We start from the raw sequence: 18,484 nt of genomic DNA on the forward strand, positions 1-18,484 counted from the left end.
AGTGCGGATTGCCCGTGTGAAAGTAGGTAATCGTCAGGCTCCTTACGTAACAACCCCGACCCCGCCCCTCAAAAGGCGGGGTCGTGGCGTTTACGGCGTACGCTCTTCGCCGCCATGCATGGGTGACCGCCATCGTAGGGCGCGCGATGCGTCGTTACCCCCTTCATCGTTTTCTTCAAGCTGGGAGCGACTTACCGCGCCCCACGCGTCTAGTGCGCGAACCGTAGCGGCATGCTCCCGTTGCTACCGTAAGCGTCCGACTGTGACCGTATAGACGCCCGACGATGGGCACGCCATGCTTTCGCCGGGGCACAAATGTGACTGTGTCCGCAAAGGAATCATGGACACAGTGACCGAATTCACCGAAATCAATGGCCCACGCAAGTATCGTCGACGTACGCAGGAGGAGAAGCGTCAGATTGTCGAAGAGACGTTATCCAGTGGACGTTCGGTAGCGGAGGTTGCGCGCATTCACGCAGTGAACGCGAATCAGGTGTTCGACTGGCGCAAGCAGTATCTCGAAGGCCGTCTCGGTGCCGACACACGCGGATGTGCGTTGTTGCCCGTCACCGTAAACGAGGTCAGCGACAGCAGCCTCAACGAACCGGCAGCGTGTACACCTGCAGCATCAGCGCCCGGCACAATGCGGATACAGTTGCCACGAGGCGAGATACAGGTTGAAGGGCGCGTCGATCCCGACGCGCTGCGCGTGGTGATCCAATGCCTGAGCCGATGATGGGCTTACTGGCGAACACCCGCATCTGGGTTGCCGCCGGATTCACGGACATGTGCTGCGGCTTTGACGGCCTGGCCGCAAAGGTCGAAACGGTGCTGTCGAAGGATCCGTTCTCTGGCCACATCTTTGTATTCCGGGGCAAGCGCGGAGACCTTATCAAGTGCCTGTACTGGCGTGACGGTGGGCTATGTCTGTTCGCCAAACGCCTGGAGCGTGGCCGCTTTGCCTGGCCGCGCGCGGATGGCGGCGTTGTTTCGCTAACCAGTGCTCAACTCGGCCTTCTACTCGAAGGATTTGACTGGCGACAGCCTGTCGATGCAGCCCGTCCCCGCAGTGCTTTGTAAACGGATGTGACAACGTGCGCATCGGGCAATGCACGCGCGTAAACTGCCGGCATGGCATCGAGCGACGCTTCCCTCCCGGACGACATCGAGACATTGAAGGCTCTCGTGCTGGCGCGAGAAGCCGCGTTACGCGAGCGCGAAGATGATCTGGCGAATCTGCGCGACACCGTCATGACGCTCGAGAAGTCGCTCTCGGACCGGGCGCTTGAGATCGAACACCTGAAGCTGTGGATCGCGAAGCTCCAGCGGATGCAGTTCGGGCGCAAGTCGGAGAAGATCGATCGCCAGATCGAACAGCTGGAATTGCGCCTCGAAGATCTGCAGGCCGACGACGGCGCAGCGGCAGCCGATACATCCAGACAGCCTCGCGCCGAAGCCAGCAAGCCGACGGGACGCAAGCCGTTGCCGCCGCACCTGCCACGTGAAGACGTTGTGTATCAGCCCGATGAAGCGTGCTGCCCGCAATGCGGTGGCGAACTGGGTGATCTCGGCGAAGACGTAGCCGAGCAACTCGACTACGTGCCGGGTCATTGGCGGGTGATCCGTCATCGACGGGTCAAGAAGGTCTGCACCTGCTGCGACTGCATCGTGCAGGCCACCGCACCCAGCCGGCCAATCGATCGCGGCATGCCAGGCCCTGGATTGCTGGCACACGTCCTGGTCGGCAAATTCTGCGATCACCTTCCCTTGTATCGCCAGTCAGTGATCTACGCGCGAGACGGCGTTGATCTGAGTCGCTCGACAATGGCGGACTGGGTCGGTCAATGCAGCGCGCTGCTACGACCACTCGTGGAGCGAGGCTGGATGCATGGCACACGCGCGTCGCAAGTTCCACGAACTGTTCGTCGCACGCAAGAACGAGGTCAACACCGAAGCGTTGCGCAGGATCGGCGAGCTATATGCAATAGAGGCCACGATTCGCGGTAAGCCGCCCGACGAGAGACGACGCATCCGACAGCAGCAGGCGCGTCCTCTACTGGATGCCTTCGAGATATGGCTACGCTCGACGCTCAGCAATGTCTCGCAGAAAGGCGAGACCGCGAAGGCCATCAATTACGCATTGAATCAGTGGGCAGCGCTCTCGCTGTATGTCGACGATGGTCGCGTCGAGATCGATAACAACGCTGCCGAGCGAGCATTACGTGCCGTTGCTCTCGGCCGGAGAAACTACCTGCACTTCGGGTCCGATAACGGTGGCGAACGGGGCGCCGCGATCTATACACTCGTGGGTACCGCCAAATTAAACGGCGCGGATCCCGAAGCCTACCTGCGTCACGTGATCGCTCGCATCGCCGAGCATCCGGTCAATCGCGTAGACGAATTGCTGCCATGGGTCGTTGCAGACCAGTTGCGGCTCCACGTTACCTGAGTTCAACGCGCCCTTAACAACCCTTCCACAACACGCTGTCAAGAGCGGTGGTTGTCGGACGGTTACGTTGCTACACTCGACCCAATACCACCTTCGGGGCAAAGTCGTTTAGCCCGTCTGGCATTGAACCTGGCCCCGGCCCACTCGCGCTGGGCACCATCGACGCAACTCCAAAACTCACCGCTCCGCCAAAAACCGCTGCGCCAATCGAACCCAATAAGTTGCTCCTACAGGCAACAACTCATCGTTAAAGTCGTAGCTCGCGTTATGCAGCATGCACGGACCGGCACCGTGACCGGCCTCCCGATGTCCTCCGTCGCCGTTTCCGAGGAACGCGTAGCATCCCGGTTTCGCCAGCAGCATGAACGAGAAGTCTTCGGCGCCCATCGTCGGTTCGACGGCATTATCGACTTTGTCTGCGCCGACTACCTCCTTCATCACCTCGGCCGCAAAGCGCGCTTCCTCGCTGCTATTGATCGTGGGAGGATAGTTGCGGTGGAAAGTCACTTCGACGGAGCAATCGTAAGCCTCAGCTGTGCTCTCGACGATCTTGCGCATCCGTGCTTCGATCAGATCGAGCGCCTGAGTCGTGAACGTCCGCACGGTGCCCGCGAGCCACGCCCTATCCGGCACGACATTCACCGCATCGCCGGCGTGAATCTGTGTGATCGAAAGCACCGCCGTATCGAGCGGCTTCTTGTTTCGGGTGATGATGCTTTGAAGGCCGTTCGCAATCTGCACCGCGGTGAAAACAGGATCGCGACCGTTGTGCGGAAGCGCTGCATGCGAGCCAACGCCCTTGATTTCAATGCGAAATTCATTGCTGGACGCCATGATCGGGCCTTCCGTCACGCCGAAATGACCCGCTGGCATGCCTGGCCAGTTATGAATGCCGAACACGGCGTCAACCGGAAAGCGGGTGAATAGTCCGTCGTCGATCATCGCCTGTGCGCCAGCGCCTCCTTCCTCGGCGGGCTGAAAAATAAACACGATCGTCCCGTCGAAGTCGCCATGCTTCGCGAGATGCCGCGCCGCGCCGAGCAGCATCGCGGTATGGCCGTCGTGGCCGCAGGCGTGCATTTTCCCTTCGTTTTTCGAGCGATGGTCGAAGCTGTTCAGCTCCTGGATCGGCAGCGCGTCCATGTCGGCGCGCAAACCGATCGATTTCGTTCCCGTTCCGCGCTTGAGCACACCGACCACGCCCGTTTTTCCAATTCCCTCGTGAACCTCGATGCCCCAGTTAGCCAATGTCCTGGCGACCAAGGACGCTGTCTGCGTCTCCTCGTATCGCAATTCCGGATGGGCGTGGATCGTTCGTCGCAGTGTCTGAATTTCGCCGTGAGCGGCTTGGATTTCTGGAATCAGTTTCATAGTGGATTGAATGTCTGGCGGTAGGCAATGAGATCCGGACAGTCGATTCCGGAGAAGATCTAAATCAATTCTACGCCCATCCCCCTTTTTGCCGTTCATGTGTCAGATCAGACGGAGGGAAACGTAATAAAATCAAGCCCTTCATTGCGCAGTCATGGCTTAATACCAATATGAACGCTCCCGCTGAGTTTGCCCGTGCCGTGTGTCCGCACGACTGCCCCGATACCTGCGCGCTGCGCGTCACCGTCGAAAATGGCCGTGCGGTCAAGGTGACGGGTGATCCGGACCATCCACCGACGCAAGGTGTCCTGTGCACAAAGGTGAGCCGCTATGCGGACCGCGTTCATCATCCGGGCCGGTTGACTACCCCGATGCGGCGTGCCGGCCGAAAAGGCGAGGGCCGATTCGAGCCGATTAGCTGGGACGAGGCGCTGCGGATCGCGGGCGAGCGTCTGTCGGAGATCGCTGAACGTGCGCCGGACGCCATCTTGCCCTACAGCTATGCAGGCACGATGGGCTTTGTGCAGGGCGACAGCATCGCGCAGCGCTTTTTCCATAAACTCGGTGCCTCACAGCTCGATCGGACGATCTGCGCCGCGGCGGGCGCGGCCGGTCTCAAATATACATACGGCGCCAGTCTCGGCATGCACACCGAGTTTTTCGCCGAAAGCGAGGTGATCTTGATCTGGGGCGCCAACCCGATCGCTTCGAACTTGCATTTCTGGACGCTCGCGCAGGAAGCCAAGCGTAACGGCGCGCGTCTGATCGCAATCGATCCGTACCGCTCGCTGACGGCCGAAAAATGTCATCAGCACATCGCGCTCAAGCCCGGTACGGACGGCGCACTGGCGCTCGGCATGATGCACGTGCTGATCGCTGAAGACCTGCTCGATCACGCGTACATCGCCGATCACACGCTCGGCTTCGAGCAGATGAAAGCGCGCGCGCTCGACTATCCGCCTTCGCGGGTTGCTGAGATTTGCGACATCGACGAACAGGTCATCGTGGAGCTTGCACGCCTTTACGGCAGCACGAAAAAGGCCGCGATCCGCCTGAACTACGGGATGCAGCGCGTGCGCGGCGGGGGCAATGCGGTTCGCGCGATCGCGAGCCTGCCGTCGCTGACGGGGGCATGGCGCGAGCGTGCGGGTGGCGTCTTGCTGTCGTCGTCGGGCTGGGCGCCCGTCGATACGCATGCGCTCGAGCGGCCGGACCTGATGCCCGGTTGGCCGTCGAAGCAGCCCCGCATCGTCAACATGAACGAGATCGGCAACGCGCTGTGCCATCCCGGCGACGACACATTTGGTCCCAAGATCGAGGCGATCGTCGTCTACAACTCGAATCCCGTCGCCGTCGCACCGGATTCGCCGCGGGTCCAAGCCGGCTTTGCGCGCGACGATCTGTTCACGATCGTCCTCGAACATTTTCAGACGGACACGGCGGACTACGCCGACCTGCTGTTGCCCGCGACGACCCAGTTGGAGCATCTCGATGTCCACAAGTCGTATGGGCACACGTACGTGATGGCCAATTTGCCTGCCATCGCGCCCGTCGGCGACGCGCGTCCCAACACCGAGATTTTCCGCGGTATCGCGCGTGCGATGGGGCTCACCGAACCGGCGCTGTACGAAAGCGATGAGACGGTTGCGTCGTCGGCGTTTCGCTGGGGTGATGCGTTGCTCGAAGGCGCCACGTGGGAAACGCTCAAGCGCGACGGATGGGCGAAGCTGAATCTGCCCGACGCGCCATTCGCAAATGGCGGTTTTCGCACGCCGTCGGGCAAGTGCGAGTTCTACAGCGAGCGTCTCGCGCAAGCCGGGCTCGAACCCGTGCCGGACTATCTGCCGCCCTATGAATCCGCGGACAGTTCGCCCGAACTCGCCGCGCGATATCCGCTCGCGATGATTTCGCCTCCGGCGCGCAATTTCCTCAACAGCACCTTCGTGAACGTCGAAAGCCTGCGCGCGACGGAAGGCGAGCCGCACCTCGATATCCATCCCGCCGACGCCGTCGAACGTGCTATCAACGACGGCGATCAGGTCCGCATCTTCAACCATCGCGGCTCGATGCTGGCTCGGGCCCGCGTCACCGACAAGGCGCGCGAGGGACTCGTTGTCGGTCTGTCGATCTGGTGGAAGAAGCTGGCGCCCGACGGCCGCAACGCCAACGAGGTGACGAGCCAGGCCCTGACGGACCTCGGCGGCTCGGCGACCTTTTACGACTGCCTCGTCGAAGTCGAACGCGCATAAATCCGCGTAAGCCCGCGTAAGCCCGCGCAAGCGCGTTCTATCAGGCGTTGCGCAGATCCCGCTACCCATCCGCGCTCCCTGTTTTGCGCTTTCGAGTGCATCGTCTAACTGCGGGCTTATCCCGAATGTCCACGCCCGCGTGCGTGCTACGATGCCGATTTTAGCACGACCATTCGAAAATCACGGAGGAGACGCCGCATGGAAAAAGTCTGGCTGAAATCGTATCCGCCCGGCGTGCCCAAAGAGATCGATCCGTCGCAATACGAATCGGTGACCGCGATGCTCGAAGAGAGCTTCCGCGCCCATCGCGCGAAGCCGGCCTTCGCGTGCATGGGCAAACAGATCACGTACGGCGAACTCGACAGCCTGTCGACGCGGCTTGCCGCGTGGTTCCAGTCGAAGGGCATCGCGCGCGGCGCGCGCATTGCGATCATGATGCCCAATGTCCTGCAGTATCCCGTCGCGATTGCGGCGATTTTGCGTGCGGGCTACGTCGTCGTGAACGTGAATCCGCTCTATACGCCGCGCGAGCTCGAACACCAGCTGAAAGACAGCGGCGCCGAAGCGATCGTGCTGCTCGAAAACTTCGCGGTGACGTTGCAGGCGATCGTGCGCAACACGTCGATCAAGCATATCGTCGTTGCGTCGATGGGCGATCTGATGGGTGCGAAAGGTCTGATCGTCAATTTCGTCGTGCGCAGCGTGAAGAAAATGGTGCCGCCGTGGAGCCTGCCGGATCACGTGGGCTTCAACGACGCGCTCGCCGACGGCGCGCGTCACCCATTCACGAGCGTCAAGCAAACTCCCGACGACGTCGCGTTCCTGCAGTACACAGGCGGCACGACGGGCGTGGCAAAGGGCGCGACGCTTCTGCATCGCAACCTGGTCGCGAATGTGCTGCAGTCGCATGTGTGGCTCGAACCGGCTCGCCAGAACAGAAAGGACATCGACCAATTCGTGACGGTCGTTGCGTTGCCGCTCTATCACGTGTTCGCGCTGACGGTGTGCGGCTTGCTGACGATCCGCACGGGCGGCCTCGGCGTGCTGATTCCGAATCCGCGCGACATCGCGGGCATGATCAAGGCGCTGCAGGGTTACAAGATCACGACGATCCCCGCCGTGAACACGCTGTACAACGCGATCCTCAACCATCCGGACTTCCCGAAGCTCGACTTCTCGAACCTGCTGGTCGCGAACGGCGGCGGGATGGCTGTGCAGGAGGCCGTCGCAAAGCGCTGGTACGAGCGCACGCATGCGCCGATTGTCGAAGGCTACGGTTTGTCGGAGACGTCGCCCTGCGTCACCTGCAATCCGACGAGCGTGACGGAATACAGCGGCACCATTGGCTTGCCGCTGCCGTCGACGGAAGTATCGATTCGCGACGACGAAGGCAACGAGCTTCCGCTCGGTCAGGCGGGCGAGTTGTGCATTCGCGGGCCGCAGGTGATGGCAGGCTACTGGAACCGGCCGGACGAAACGGCGAAGGTGATGACGGACGATGGTTTTTTCCGCTCCGGCGACATCGCGACGATCAACCCGGACGGCTATGTGAAGATCGTCGACCGCAAGAAGGACATGATTCTCGTGTCGGGCTTCAACGTCTATCCGAACGAGATCGAGGATGTCGTCGCAAAGCACCCGGGCGTGTTCGAGGTGGCGGCCGTCGGCGTGCCGGACCAGCATTCGGGCGAAGCCGTGAAGCTGTATATCGTCAAGAAGGACGAAGCCATCACCGACGCCGACATCTTCGCGTTCTGCAAGGATCAGCTGACGGGCTACAAGCGGCCGCGCATTGTCGAATTCCGCAAGGAACTGCCGAAGAGCAATGTCGGCAAAATCCTGCGCCGCGAGTTGCGTGACGGCAGGGTTTGAGAATCTGGTAATGCAGGACTGCCGGCGCGGAAGAGCAGTCAGTCGTTAGCCAACGAGCAGGCAAAATAGGCACGGCCCAACGGACGCATGTCCGTTGGGCCCTACTTTTTTGCTGTACTTTTCGATGAGCGGTGAATTGCCAGATCACGGTCACCAATAAAAAAGGGCGCCCGAAGGCGCCCCCGAGGGTACTACGCTTTCACGACTTATTAGAACTTGTGGCGGATACCCACGCGAACCGTCGTCTGGTTGTTCGAGTTCGACGGCGTGAGGCCGTTGATCGAAGCAACTGCCTGCTGGCCCGTCGAGTCCGTGCCCGAAGCGTGCTGGTACACGCCGATCAGGTAGACGTCCGTGCGCTTCGACAGGAAGTAGTCGGCACCCAGTGCGCCCTGGTTGTAGTGACCGCCGCCGTGACCGTTGAAGTCCGCGAGGCGCGTGTAGTCGTATGCAGCACCCAGCACCAGAGCCGGCGTCAACTGATACTTGAAGTTGATTTCGCCGTTGTTGAACGTTGCCGTACCGCGATAGCCCGGCACGGGCGATGCAGCCGTGCTGGTGACGGGGTCTGCACCCAAGGCCGAGAACTGGATGAACGAATACGTCACGCCGAGCGTTGCTGCGCCGATCGTGTATGCACCGCCTGCGCCTGCCACCTGATACGTGTGAGCCGTTGCGAAGCCGGCGATGACCGGGTTCTTCTGCACGCCCGTCAACGTTGCATTGCCGATGTTGTTGCCGCCCGTCGCCGATGCGTTAGGCTGGTTGCCCCAGAACGAGGTGTTCGGGTCGCGTACGTTCAAGTAGCCGACACCCAACACCAGCGGGCCGTTGTTGTAGCCAGCGCCCACCGAGTAGATCTGGTTCTTGCCCGTTGCACCTGCTACGCCGCCGACGCTATACATGCCGCCGAAGGTCAGGCCAGCGTAGTTCGCGCTGGTGAACTTGATTGCATTGTTGACGCGGTTCGCGTTGTTGAAGTTGTCCAGGTCGTTCGGGTGAGCCGCGATGTAGCCGCCCCACTGGTCGCCTGCTTCCAGCGGACCGACATAGTCAACCACGGAGTCGTACTGACGACCCATCGTGACCGTGCCGAACTGGCTCGACAGACCGACATAAGCCTGACGGCCGAACAGGTCGCCGCCTTGGCCCAGTGCGCCCGAGTTGACGTCGAAGCCGCCTTCGAGCACGAAGACTGCCTTCAGACCGCCGCCCAGATCTTCGGCGCCGCGCAGGCCCCAGCGGCTGCCCTGAAGCACGCCGCTCGACAGGTTGTACAGATGGTTGCCGCTACGGCGCGGCGTGCCTGCCGTCTGGACGTTGCTCGTATAGTTGAAACCTTCATCAATAATGCCGTACAGCGTCACGCTGCTCTGAGCATGAGCGGCACCAGCAAATGCGCCCAATGCTGCAAGAGCGAGAAGCGACTTTTTCATCGAAGGATCTCCAAGGATTTGCGAATTATTTTCAAACAAGGCAAGTATTTATCTGTGTTGCGGCCTTGCGTAACTTCGTCGGAAGTTGCCGTGTAATGTAACAAAGACACCTAAGCGCACAAAGAAAAAGCAGGGCGTCCGCCAAGCCGCTGTTTCGTTTACGCAACATGGACTAAAATCGAAAATCGGCCGTCGGAAATGCTTCTGAATTTTTCCTGTCACGCGCTGCAAAGCCTCGCAGAACAAGGGCTTGCGGCCATCGTTCCGCGCGCCGGATTGTGGAGGCCAGAATGCTGCTTGATGAACTCATAACCGAATTCGATCGGGGTTTACGCTCAATGAGCGGGGTGTCGCGCATGTCGCGGCCGCTGCCCGTTCCGTCTCCTTCGACAGAGCACGTCGAACTTACGGAAGAAGAGCGCGCGCACGCGGCGGGATTGATGCGTGTGAATCATGTCGGCGAGGTGTGCGCTCAGGCGCTCTATCAGGCGCAAAAGCTGGCGACGCGCTCGCCCTCTCTGAAGCAGGCGTTCGAGCACGCCGCGCGTGAAGAGGAAGATCACCTCGCATGGACCTACAAGCGTCTCGAAGCGCTCGATTCGCGTCCCAGTCTGCTCAATCCGCTCTGGTATGCTGGCGCCCTCGCGATCGGCTTCGCGGCCGGTCGTTTCGGCGATCGCGTGAGCCTTGGCTTCATGGCCGAGACCGAGAAGCAGGTGGAACTTCATCTCGATGGCCATCTGACGACGCTGCCGGAAAGCGATCACGAATCGCGCGCCATCGTCGAGCAGATGCGCGCCGACGAAGCGGCGCACGGCAAGGCCGCGAAGGACGCGGGCGGTGTCGATCTGCCGTTCCCGGCGCGCGCGCTGATGCGCGCGGCGTCGAAGATCATGACGCGCACGGCTTATCACGTGTAATTCGCGTCGTTTGATTCAAGGTTTTGTCGTTTAAAGCGGGGCGGCGCTGCCGCCCCGGAAAATCGCTCCAAATCTGCCGCTACTCCGCGCTTTTCGCCCTCGCTGAACGCTTTTATTCCACGCTCTTCCTCCGCACTTTTCACGTACCACTTTCACAAGCTTCAGTAGCTCATTCATTTATAACGGTTTTCCGTTTTGCGTACAGCTTGAGCAATGGACGCTAAGTCCTTGTTCTAGCAAACAAAATCCGTGAAAAAACCACGGCGCTCCCTTGACCGGTGTTGGGGGTTACTCTAAAGTGGGAGACAGTGTGAGAAAGTGTATTTTTGTGTGATCCGACGCGCTTTCTCCAGTAAATTTCCAGAATCGGGCGACATCTTTCAGCGCCCTGACAAAAGGGGAGTGAAGTGTTCCAAGGTGCGTCAGCGCTGACACTCGATGCGAAGGGGCGGATGTCCGTCCCGTCTCGCTATCGGGATGCGCTGCAAGGGCAGGCAGAAGGACGGATGACCATCACGCGTCATCCGGACGGCTGCCTGTTGCTGTTTCCGCGCCCCGAATGGGAAGTCTTTCGCGCCAAGATCGTCGCGCTGCCGATGGAAGCCAAGTGGTTTCAGCGCATTTTTCTTGGCAGTGCTGCGGATGTCGAACTGGACACGGCCGGCCGCGTGCTGATCGCGCCGGAACTGCGTCAGGCGGCCATGCTGGAAAAAGAAGTGATGTTGTTGGGAATGGGAAGCCGGTTCGAGATCTGGGACAAGGACACGTACAACGCGCAGGAGCAGGCGGCCATGTCGCAGGGCATGCCCGAGTCTCTTAAGAACTTCACATTCTGATCGCAGGTAAACGACATGGCGCCTGCGATGGGTAACGAATTGCAGCATCGCACGGTGCTGCTCGAAGAAGCGGTGAATGCGCTCGTCACGCGCACGGACGGCATCTATATAGATGGCACGTTCGGGCGCGGCGGCCATAGCCGCGCGGTGCTGGCAAAGCTGGGTGATGGCGGGCGTCTGATTGCGTTCGACAAAGACCCGCTCGCCATCGCGACCGCGCAGCAGATCGCCGATCCGCGCTTCGAGATCGTGCATGAAAGTTTCGCATCACTGCGCGACGCGATGAGCGAGCGCGGGGTAGGGCGTGTGTCGGGTGTGTTGTTGGATCTGGGCGTGTCGTCGCCGCAGTTCGATGATCCGGAGCGGGGTTTCAGTTTCCGCGCCGACGGCCCGCTCGACATGCGGATGGACCCGACGCGCGGCGAGTCCGCGGCGGATTGGCTGGCGCGGGCCACGGTGCAGGAAATGACGGAGGTGATACGGGATTATGGGGAAGAACGGTTTGCTTTTCAGATTGCAAAGGCGCTTGTTGCTCGCCGGGCAGAGTCCGACCGTCTTGGGCCTCTCGTCAGCACGGGCGAGCTTGCCCAAATCGTGGCTAACGTCGTCAAAACCCGTGAGAAGGGTAAGGACCCGGCAACCCGCACCTTTCAAGCTATACGGATTCACATCAATCAAGAGCTTGCGGAGCTGCAAGTCGTACTAGAAGCAGCATTGTCGTTGTTGGAGCAAGGGGGACGGCTGGTCGTGATCAGCTTTCATTCGCTCGAAGACCGGATCGTCAAGCGGTTCATGCAGGCGCACTCCAGTGCGCCTGCCGTCGATCGCCGTCTGCCCATCCGCGCCGTCGATCTGCCGAGCCCGCCGCTCAAGTTGCTAGGCCGTGTTTTCGCAAGCGACGCTGAGGTCGCCGCGAATCCTCGCGCCCGTTCCGCAGTGATGCGCGTTGCGGAGCGGATCGCGCCATGAATCGTCTCAATATCTTCCTGCTGATCGTCGTGATGGGTTGTGCGCTTTCCGTCGTCAACGCGACCAATCAGCAGCGCCAGTTCTTTATCCAGTTGCAGCGCGCCCAATCGCAGGAGCGCCAGCTGCAGCAGGACTACTCGCAGCTTCAATATCAGCAGAGCGCGCTGTCGAAAACGTCGCGCATCGAGCAGATCGCAACCGACTCGTTGAAGATGCAAGGCGCAACCACGGGCCGCACGCAATATCTGACGTTCGACGCCGGCGCGGCGAAGGCCGAAGACGCGCCGATTCCCGTTTCGGCGCCGGCTGCGGCGTCGGCCACGAAAGCCACGAAAGCGCGTGGAGGCACGCGATGAAGAAATCGTCGAACAAGAACAAGAGCGTTGCGTTCTCGGCGAATCCGATTCTGTCGGTGCGCCTGCCGATGTGGCGCTCGAAGCTCGTCGTGTTTCTGCTTTTCATGGCGTTCGTCGCGTTGACGGCGCGCGCGTTCTGGATTCAGGGCCCGGGCAACGGGTTCTATCAGAAGCAGGGTGAAAGCCGCTATCAGCGCCGCCTCGAATTGCCCGCCACGCGCGGCAAGATTCTCGACCGTAACGGCCTCGTGCTCGCAACGAGCCTGCCCGTGCGCGCAATCTGGGCGATTCCCGAATCGGTGCCGGACGATCTCGGCGCGGACAAGCTCGCCGATCTCGGCAAGCTGCTCGACATGACGCAGCAGGAATTGCGCAAGAAGCTGTCGGAAGACAAGACGTTCGTCTACGTGAAGCGCCAGGTGCCCGTCGACGTCGCGCAGAAAGTGGAAGCGCTGAACATTCCCGGCATCTATCAGCGCAACGAGTACAAACGCTTTTATCCGGAAGGCGAGATCACGGCTCACCTGATCGGCTTCACGAACGTCGAAGACGAAGGCCAGGAAGGCGTCGAACTCGGCGACCAGAAGCTGCTCGCGGGCATGCCGGGAAGCCGTCGCGTGATCAAGGACCGGATGGGCCACATCGTCGAGGACGTCGACGAGCAGGTCGTGCCGCACAACGGTCAGGACGTCGATCTGTCCATCGACAGCAAGATTCAGTACATCGCGTACACGAACCTGAAAGCGGCTGTGCAGAAGTTCAAGGCGAAGGCCGGCGCCGCGATGGTGATCGACGTGCGCACGGGCGAAGTGCTCGCGCTCGTCAATTACCCGACCTACAACCCGAACGACCGCTCGCATCTGACGGGCGATCAGCTGCGCAACCGCATTCTGACCGATACGTTCGAGCCGGGCTCGATCATGAAGCCGTTCACCGTGTCGCTCGCGCTCGATCTGCACCGCGTCACGCCGACTACACTGGTTGATACGGGTGGCGGCCGCTTCGTGCTGGACGGCGCGCCCATCACCGACGACTCCGGCTTCGGCGTGCTGACGGTCGGCGGCGTGATCCAGAAGTCGAGCAACATCGGCGCGACGAAGATCGCGATGCAGCTCAGGCCGGAAGAGATGTGGAACATGTACACGAGCATCGGTCTCGGCCAGGCGCCGAAGGTCGGTTTCCCGGGTGCGGCGGCGGGCCGCCTGCGTCCGTGGAAAAGCTGGCGCCGCATCGAGCAGGCAACGATGTCGTACGGCTACGGTCTGTCGGTGTCGCTGTTCCAGTTGGGCCGCGCGTACACGGCCATCGCGCACGACGGCCAGGTCATGCCCGTGTCGATTTTCCGCACGCCGAAGGACCAACCCGTGACGGGCCCGCAGGTTTTCTCGCCGACTACCGCGCGCGAAGTTCGCGCGATGCTCGAGTCCGTCGTGTCGCGCGAAGGCACGTCGCCGGACGCGGCGGTGCCGGGCTATCGCGTCGGCGGCAAGTCGGGCACGGCTTACAAGCACGTCGGCCGCGGCTACGACCACAGCAAGTACCGCGCGTCGTTCGTCGGCATGGCGCCGATGCCCAACCCGCGCATCGTCGTGGCCGTGTCCGTCGACGAACCGACGGCGGGCAGCCACTTCGGCGGCCAGGTGTCGGGCCCCGTGTTTTCGTCGATCGTCGGCGACACGCTGCGCTCGCTGAATGTGCCGCCCGATCAGCCCGTCAAGCAGATGGTCGTATCGGACGACGTGAATCCCGCCGCCACGGCGGCCGCCGCGTCGCAACCGGCCGCGAATGGTTCGAACGGCGCGAAGAAGCTCGCGACACACGCCGCGCCGAAAAAGCTGCAGATTTCAGACAACACGAAGAACCGCCCCGGAGTAGTCAGATGAGTGCGCTGCGTTCTTCTCATCCGGCGCAACAGCAGATTGCTGACGCGCTGGCCTGGCTGCGCGCACGCGCGCAGCCAGGCGCACATTTGCACGCCGATACCCGCAAGATCGCGGCGGGCGACGTGTTTCTCGCGTATGCCGTCGACGGCGCGGACAATCGTCCGTTCATCGCCAACGCGATCGAGCGTGGCGCGGCCGCCGTGTTGGTGCAATCCGATGGCTTTACGGGCGATCTCGACGCATCGGCGATGTTCGCCGTGCCGCACCTGAACGAACTGGCGGGCACGATCGCGAGCGCCTGGTACGGCGATCCGAGCGACGCAATGCGCGTGATAGGCGTAACGGGCACGAACGGCAAGACGTCTTGCACGAACTGGATTTCGGCGGCGCTGACGGCCCTCGGCCAGCCGTGCGCGATTATCGGTACGCTCGGCAGCGGCATGCCGGGACATCTGGTGCACACCGGCTTCACGACGCCCGACGCGCCCCAATTGCAGCACAGTCTCGCGCAGTTGCGCGACGCGGGTGCCAAAGCCGTCGCCATGGAAGTGTCGTCGCATGCGCTGCATCAGGGGCGCGTGAACGGCACGGCGTTCAGCGTCGGCGTGTTCACGAACCTGACGCAAGATCACCTCGACTACCACGGCACGTTCGAAGCCTACGAAGCGGCAAAGGCGCGCCTGTTCGCGTGGCCCGAATTGAAGGCGGCCGTCATCAACGCCGACGACGCAGCCGGTCGCCGCATGATCGCGAGCACGAATGGCCACGCAAAGACGATCGCGTATGCGCTCGAACAACATGCCGACGTGCAGGCCGATGCATCGATTGTCGCGTCGAACGTGCGCGCGACGGCGACGGGCACGGCATTTCACATCGCGTCGTCATGGGGCAACGCGGACATCGAGGTCAACACGCTTGGCACGTTCAATGTGAGCAATCTGCTCGGCGTGCTGGGCGCGTTGCTCGCGTCCGACGTACCGTTCCATGCCGCGATTGCGGAACTCGCGAAGCTCGAATCGGTGAACGGCCGTATGGAGCGGCTTGGCGGCCGTCTGCAAAACGACGAACCGCTCGTGGTGATCGACTACGCGCACACGCCCGACGCACTCGAAAAGACGCTGTCGGCGCTGCGTCCGATCGCCGATGCGCGCGGCGGCAAGCTCGTTTGCATGTTCGGTTGCGGCGGCGATCGCGACGCGACCAAGCGTCCACTGATGGGCGCTATTGCCGAACGCTGCGCCGACGGTGTCGTCGTAACGAGCGACAACCCGCGCAGCGAAGATCCGCAAAAGATCATCGACCAGATCGCGGGCGGCATGAACGACGCGTCGAAAGCGCGCCGCATCGAGGACCGCGCGAGCGCGATCCTGCAAGCGGTGCGTTGCGCGGCGCGCGAGGATGTCGTCGTGCTGGCGGGCAAGGGTCATGAATCGACGCAGGAAATCATGGGCAAGAAGCGCGCGTTCTCCGATCAGGACCACGCGCGGCTCGCGCTTGCGGCGCGCGCAACGCATGCACGCGGAGGTGGCGAATGACGATGTTCACGCTGCGTGAAGCCGCGTCGGCGATTCCTGGCGCAACGGTGACGGGCGATGACTCGACCGCGTTCGAGCGCGTGTCGACGGATAGCCGCACGTGCGGCCCAGGCGATCTGTTCGTCGCGCTGAAGGGCGACCGTTTCGACGCGCACGATTTTCTCGCCGACGTCGCCGAGCGCAATGTCAGCGCCGTGCTCGCGACGCGCACGCCGGACAATTTCAACGTGCCCGCCATCCGCGTGACGGGCGACACGCGTGCAGCGTTGGGTTCGCTGGCCAACGGCTGGCGCCGCCGCTTCACGATGCGCTCGTCGCGGTGACGGGCAGCAACGGCAAGACGACGGTGAAGGAAATGATCTCGTCGATTTTCGCGGCGGCAGTCGGCGAATCGGCGCGTCTGGCGACGGCGGGCAACTTCAACAACGACGTCGGCTTGCCGCTGACGCTGTTCCGTCTGTCCGACGCGCACCAGCTGGCCGTCATCGAACTCGGCATGAATCATCCCGGCGAAACGGCGCTGCTCGGCAAGATCGCCGAGCCGACCGTGGCCGTCGTGAATAACGCGCAGCGCGAGCATCAGGAATTCATGGCGACCGTCGAAGCCGTTGCGCTCGAACACGCCAGCGTGATTCACGCGTTGAAGCCGCAAGGCGTCGCCGTGTTCCCCGCCGACGACACTTACGCCGGCATCTGGCGCGTCGCGGCGACGGGCAACCGCATCATCGATTTCGCGCTGAACACGGCTGAACGCACGACGGAAGCCGCGGTCCAAGGCACGCTCGACGGCAACGAATTGAGCATCGATACGCCCGAAGGCCACGTCGACGTGACGCTGCAGGTGCTCGGCGCGCACAACGCGCACAACGCACTCGCAGCGACGGCGGCGGCGCTGGCGTCGGGTGTGTCGCTCGATGCCATCAAGCGCGGCCTGGAAGCATTCGGCGCGGTGAAGGGCCGCTTGCAGGTGAAGCGCGCGGCGCTCGGCGCCATGGCGGGCGCCACCGTGATCGACGACACGTACAACGCGAATCCCGATTCGATGATCGCCGCCATCGACGTGCTCGCTGCGCGTCCCGCGCCGCGCGTGCTCGTGATGGGCGACATGGGCGAAGTCGGCGACAACGGGCCCGAGTTTCATCGCGAAGTCGGCGCATATGCGAAGGCGCGCGGCATCGACGCGCTGTACGCACTCGGCGATGCATCGCGCGACGCCTGCGCAGCGTACGGCGCGCAAGCACACCACTGCGACGACGTGAACGCGCTCGTCGCGCAATTGCAGCAGGCCGACTATGGCGCGGCTGCAACGTATCTCGTGAAAGGCTCGCGCTTCATGAAGATGGAGCGCGTGGTGGACGCCGTAACGAGTCCACAACCCGCTGCACCGGGCACGGCGCCCGGCGCACACTGAAAGAGAAGGACAGAAGCATGCTACTGGCGCTGGCGCAATGGCTGCAGAACGACGTAGGCTTTTTGCGCGTGTTCAGTTATCTGACGTTTCGTGCAGTCGCGGCGACGATCACCGCGCTGCTGATCGGGCTCGTCTGCGGCCCGTGGGTGATCCGCAAGCTGACGCAGATGAAAGTCGGCCAGGCGGTGCGCAAGGACGGCCCGCAAACGCACCTCGTCAAATCCGGCACGCCGACGATGGGCGGTGTGCTGATTCTGATCGGCATCGCCGTGTCCACGCTGCTGTGGGCCGATCTGACCAATCGCTTCATCTGGATCGTGATGCTGGTCACGTTCGGCTTCGGCGTGATCGGCTGGGTCGACGATTACCGCAAGGTGGTCTACAAGGACCCGCGCGGCATGTCGTCGCGCGAAAAGTACTTCTGGCAGTCGCTGATCGGCTTGTTCGCGGCCGTGTATCTCGCATTCAGCGTGTCGGAAGCGAGCAATGTGCGCGTGTTCGACCTGTTCATGGCGTGGGTGCGCAGCGGCCTGTCGATGGGTCTGCCCGCACGCGCCGACCTGTTGCTGCCGTTCCTCAAGTCGATGACCTATCCGCTCGGCGTGTGGGGCTTCATCGCGCTGACGTACCTCGTGATCGTCGGTTCGAGCAACGCGGTGAATCTCACCGACGGCCTCGACGGCCTCGTGATCATGCCCGTCGTGCTGGTCGGTTCGTCGCTCGGCGTGTTCGCGTACGTGATGGGTAGCGCTGTCTACTCGAAATACCTGCTGTTCCCGCACATCGCGGGCGCAGGCGAAATGCTGATCTTCTGCTCGGCGATGGGCGGGGCAGGGCTCGCGTTCCTCTGGTTCAACACGCACCCGGCGCAGGTGTTCATGGGCGACGTCGGCGCGCTCGCGCTGGGCGGCGCGCTCGGCACGATCGCCGTCATCGTGCGCCAGGAAATCGTGCTTTTCATCATGGGCGGAATTTTCGTCGCCGAGACGGTGTCGGTGATGCTGCAGGTCACGTGGTTCAAGTTCACGAAGGCACGTTTCGGTGAAGGCCGCCGCATCTTCAAGATGGCGCCGCTGCATCACCACTTCGAATTGTCCGGCTGGAAGGAGACGCAGGTTGTCGTGCGTTTCTGGATCATCACCCTGATGTTGTGCCTGTTCGGTTTGTCCACGCTCAAGCTGCGTTAAGCAGTCACCA

Annotated in this window: 13 protein-coding genes and 2 pseudogenes; 13 read left to right on the forward strand and 2 right to left on the reverse strand. The window is 62.2% G+C overall.

Annotated features, from left to right (window positions below; genetic code table 11):
- Nucleotides 1–340: 340 nt before the first annotated feature.
- From tnpA to tnpC, 3 genes and pseudogenes are all read left to right on the forward strand, one after another.
- Nucleotides 341–736 (forward strand): IS66-like element accessory protein TnpA, encoded by a 396-nt coding sequence (gene tnpA, locus H3V53_RS35360; RefSeq protein ID WP_336601793.1) that lies wholly within the window; start codon nt 341–343, stop codon nt 734–736.
- On the forward strand, nt 733–1,080 hold the full coding sequence (gene tnpB, locus H3V53_RS35365) for an IS66 family insertion sequence element accessory protein TnpB (protein ID WP_336601794.1): 348 nt from the start codon (nt 733–735) through the stop codon (nt 1,078–1,080). Before tnpA ends, tnpB begins: the two co-directional genes overlap by 4 nt.
- Before the next feature lie 51 nt (nt 1,081–1,131).
- Nucleotides 1,132–2,449 (forward strand): annotated as a pseudogene (gene tnpC, locus H3V53_RS35370) (IS66 family transposase).
- A 177-nt stretch (nt 2,450–2,626) separates the two neighbouring features.
- Here tnpC and H3V53_RS35375 read toward each other — a convergent pair.
- Entirely contained in the window at nt 2,627–3,820 is a 1,194-nt protein-coding gene (locus H3V53_RS35375; protein ID WP_336601809.1) for a M20 aminoacylase family protein, read from the reverse strand.
- A 170-nt stretch (nt 3,821–3,990) separates the two neighbouring features.
- Between H3V53_RS35375 and H3V53_RS35380 the strand changes: the two genes are divergently transcribed.
- Both H3V53_RS35380 and H3V53_RS35385 read left to right on the forward strand, forming a co-directional pair.
- Nucleotides 3,991–6,069, forward strand: a complete 2,079-nt coding sequence (locus H3V53_RS35380; protein ID WP_336601795.1) for a molybdopterin-containing oxidoreductase family protein — start codon at nt 3,991–3,993, stop codon at nt 6,067–6,069.
- A gap of 198 nt (nt 6,070–6,267) precedes the next feature.
- Nucleotides 6,268–7,941, forward strand: a complete 1,674-nt coding sequence (locus H3V53_RS35385; protein ID WP_336601796.1) for a long-chain fatty acid--CoA ligase — start codon at nt 6,268–6,270, stop codon at nt 7,939–7,941.
- A gap of 209 nt (nt 7,942–8,150) precedes the next feature.
- Here H3V53_RS35385 and H3V53_RS35390 read toward each other — a convergent pair whose 3' ends face one another.
- Complete coding sequence (locus H3V53_RS35390; protein WP_336601797.1) at nt 8,151–9,377, reverse strand: porin; 1,227 nt, start codon at nt 9,375–9,377, stop codon at nt 8,151–8,153.
- Between the two features lie 290 nt (nt 9,378–9,667).
- On the opposite strand from H3V53_RS35390, the gene coq7 reads away from it, so the two are divergent.
- The 8 genes and pseudogenes from coq7 to mraY all read left to right on the forward strand — a co-directional run bounded on the left by coq7 (nt 9,668) and on the right by mraY (nt 18,474).
- The gene (gene coq7 / locus H3V53_RS35395) at nt 9,668–10,297 is read left to right on the forward strand and encodes a 2-polyprenyl-3-methyl-6-methoxy-1,4-benzoquinone monooxygenase (RefSeq protein ID WP_336601798.1); all 630 of its coding nucleotides are present in this window, start codon (nt 9,668–9,670) and stop codon (nt 10,295–10,297) included.
- A gap of 407 nt (nt 10,298–10,704) precedes the next feature.
- Nucleotides 10,705–11,133 carry a division/cell wall cluster transcriptional repressor MraZ gene (gene mraZ, locus H3V53_RS35400; protein ID WP_054918755.1) on the forward strand — a complete coding sequence of 143 codons (429 nt, stop codon included), beginning with the start codon at nt 10,705–10,707 and terminating at the stop codon, nt 11,131–11,133.
- A 27-nt stretch (nt 11,134–11,160) separates the two neighbouring features.
- Nucleotides 11,161–12,102 (forward strand): 16S rRNA (cytosine(1402)-N(4))-methyltransferase RsmH, encoded by a 942-nt coding sequence (gene rsmH / locus H3V53_RS35405; RefSeq protein WP_336601810.1) that lies wholly within the window; start codon nt 11,161–11,163, stop codon nt 12,100–12,102.
- Nucleotides 12,099–12,458, forward strand: a complete 360-nt coding sequence (ftsL, locus tag H3V53_RS35410; protein WP_054918756.1) for a cell division protein FtsL — start codon at nt 12,099–12,101, stop codon at nt 12,456–12,458. Before rsmH ends, ftsL begins: the two co-directional genes overlap by 4 nt.
- Complete coding sequence (locus H3V53_RS35415) at nt 12,455–14,341, forward strand: peptidoglycan D,D-transpeptidase FtsI family protein (protein WP_336601799.1); 1,887 nt, start codon at nt 12,455–12,457, stop codon at nt 14,339–14,341. Before ftsL ends, H3V53_RS35415 begins: the two co-directional genes overlap by 4 nt.
- Complete coding sequence (locus H3V53_RS35420) at nt 14,338–15,876, forward strand: UDP-N-acetylmuramoyl-L-alanyl-D-glutamate--2,6-diaminopimelate ligase (protein WP_336601800.1); 1,539 nt, start codon at nt 14,338–14,340, stop codon at nt 15,874–15,876. Before H3V53_RS35415 ends, H3V53_RS35420 begins: the two co-directional genes overlap by 4 nt.
- A pseudogene (locus H3V53_RS35425) lies at nt 15,873–17,287 on the forward strand (UDP-N-acetylmuramoyl-tripeptide--D-alanyl-D-alanine ligase). Before H3V53_RS35420 ends, H3V53_RS35425 begins: the two are co-directional and overlap by 4 nt.
- Nucleotides 17,288–17,304: 17 nt before the next feature.
- Nucleotides 17,305–18,474, forward strand: coding sequence for a phospho-N-acetylmuramoyl-pentapeptide-transferase (gene mraY, locus H3V53_RS35430; protein ID WP_012402047.1), 1,170 nt, complete (start codon nt 17,305–17,307; stop codon nt 18,472–18,474).
- Nucleotides 18,475–18,484 lie beyond the last annotated feature (10 nt).

Source organism: Paraburkholderia bengalensis (assembly GCF_037126505.1).
Lineage (GTDB): Bacteria > Pseudomonadota > Gammaproteobacteria > Burkholderiales > Burkholderiaceae > Paraburkholderia > Paraburkholderia bengalensis.

Bases quoted from the DNA above. Each gene is read 5' to 3' on its own strand.
- tnpA (WP_336601793.1), top strand. From the start codon at position 341: ATGGACACAGTGACCGAATTCACCGAAATCAATGGCCCACGCAAGTAT.
- tnpB (WP_336601794.1), top strand. From the start codon at position 733: ATGATGGGCTTACTGGCGAACACCCGCATCTGGGTTGCCGCCGGATTC.
- H3V53_RS35375 (WP_336601809.1), bottom strand. From the start codon at position 3,820: ATGAAACTGATTCCAGAAATCCAAGCCGCTCACGGCGAAATTCAGACA.
- H3V53_RS35380 (WP_336601795.1), top strand. From the start codon at position 3,991: ATGAACGCTCCCGCTGAGTTTGCCCGTGCCGTGTGTCCGCACGACTGC.
- H3V53_RS35385 (WP_336601796.1), top strand. From the start codon at position 6,268: ATGGAAAAAGTCTGGCTGAAATCGTATCCGCCCGGCGTGCCCAAAGAG.
- H3V53_RS35390 (WP_336601797.1), bottom strand. From the start codon at position 9,377: ATGAAAAAGTCGCTTCTCGCTCTTGCAGCATTGGGCGCATTTGCTGGT.
- coq7 (WP_336601798.1), top strand. From the start codon at position 9,668: ATGCTGCTTGATGAACTCATAACCGAATTCGATCGGGGTTTACGCTCA.
- rsmH (WP_336601810.1), top strand. From the start codon at position 11,161: ATGGGTAACGAATTGCAGCATCGCACGGTGCTGCTCGAAGAAGCGGTG.
- ftsL (WP_054918756.1), top strand. From the start codon at position 12,099: ATGAATCGTCTCAATATCTTCCTGCTGATCGTCGTGATGGGTTGTGCG.
- H3V53_RS35415 (WP_336601799.1), top strand. From the start codon at position 12,455: ATGAAGAAATCGTCGAACAAGAACAAGAGCGTTGCGTTCTCGGCGAAT.
- H3V53_RS35420 (WP_336601800.1), top strand. From the start codon at position 14,338: ATGAGTGCGCTGCGTTCTTCTCATCCGGCGCAACAGCAGATTGCTGAC.
- mraY (WP_012402047.1), top strand. From the start codon at position 17,305: ATGCTACTGGCGCTGGCGCAATGGCTGCAGAACGACGTAGGCTTTTTG.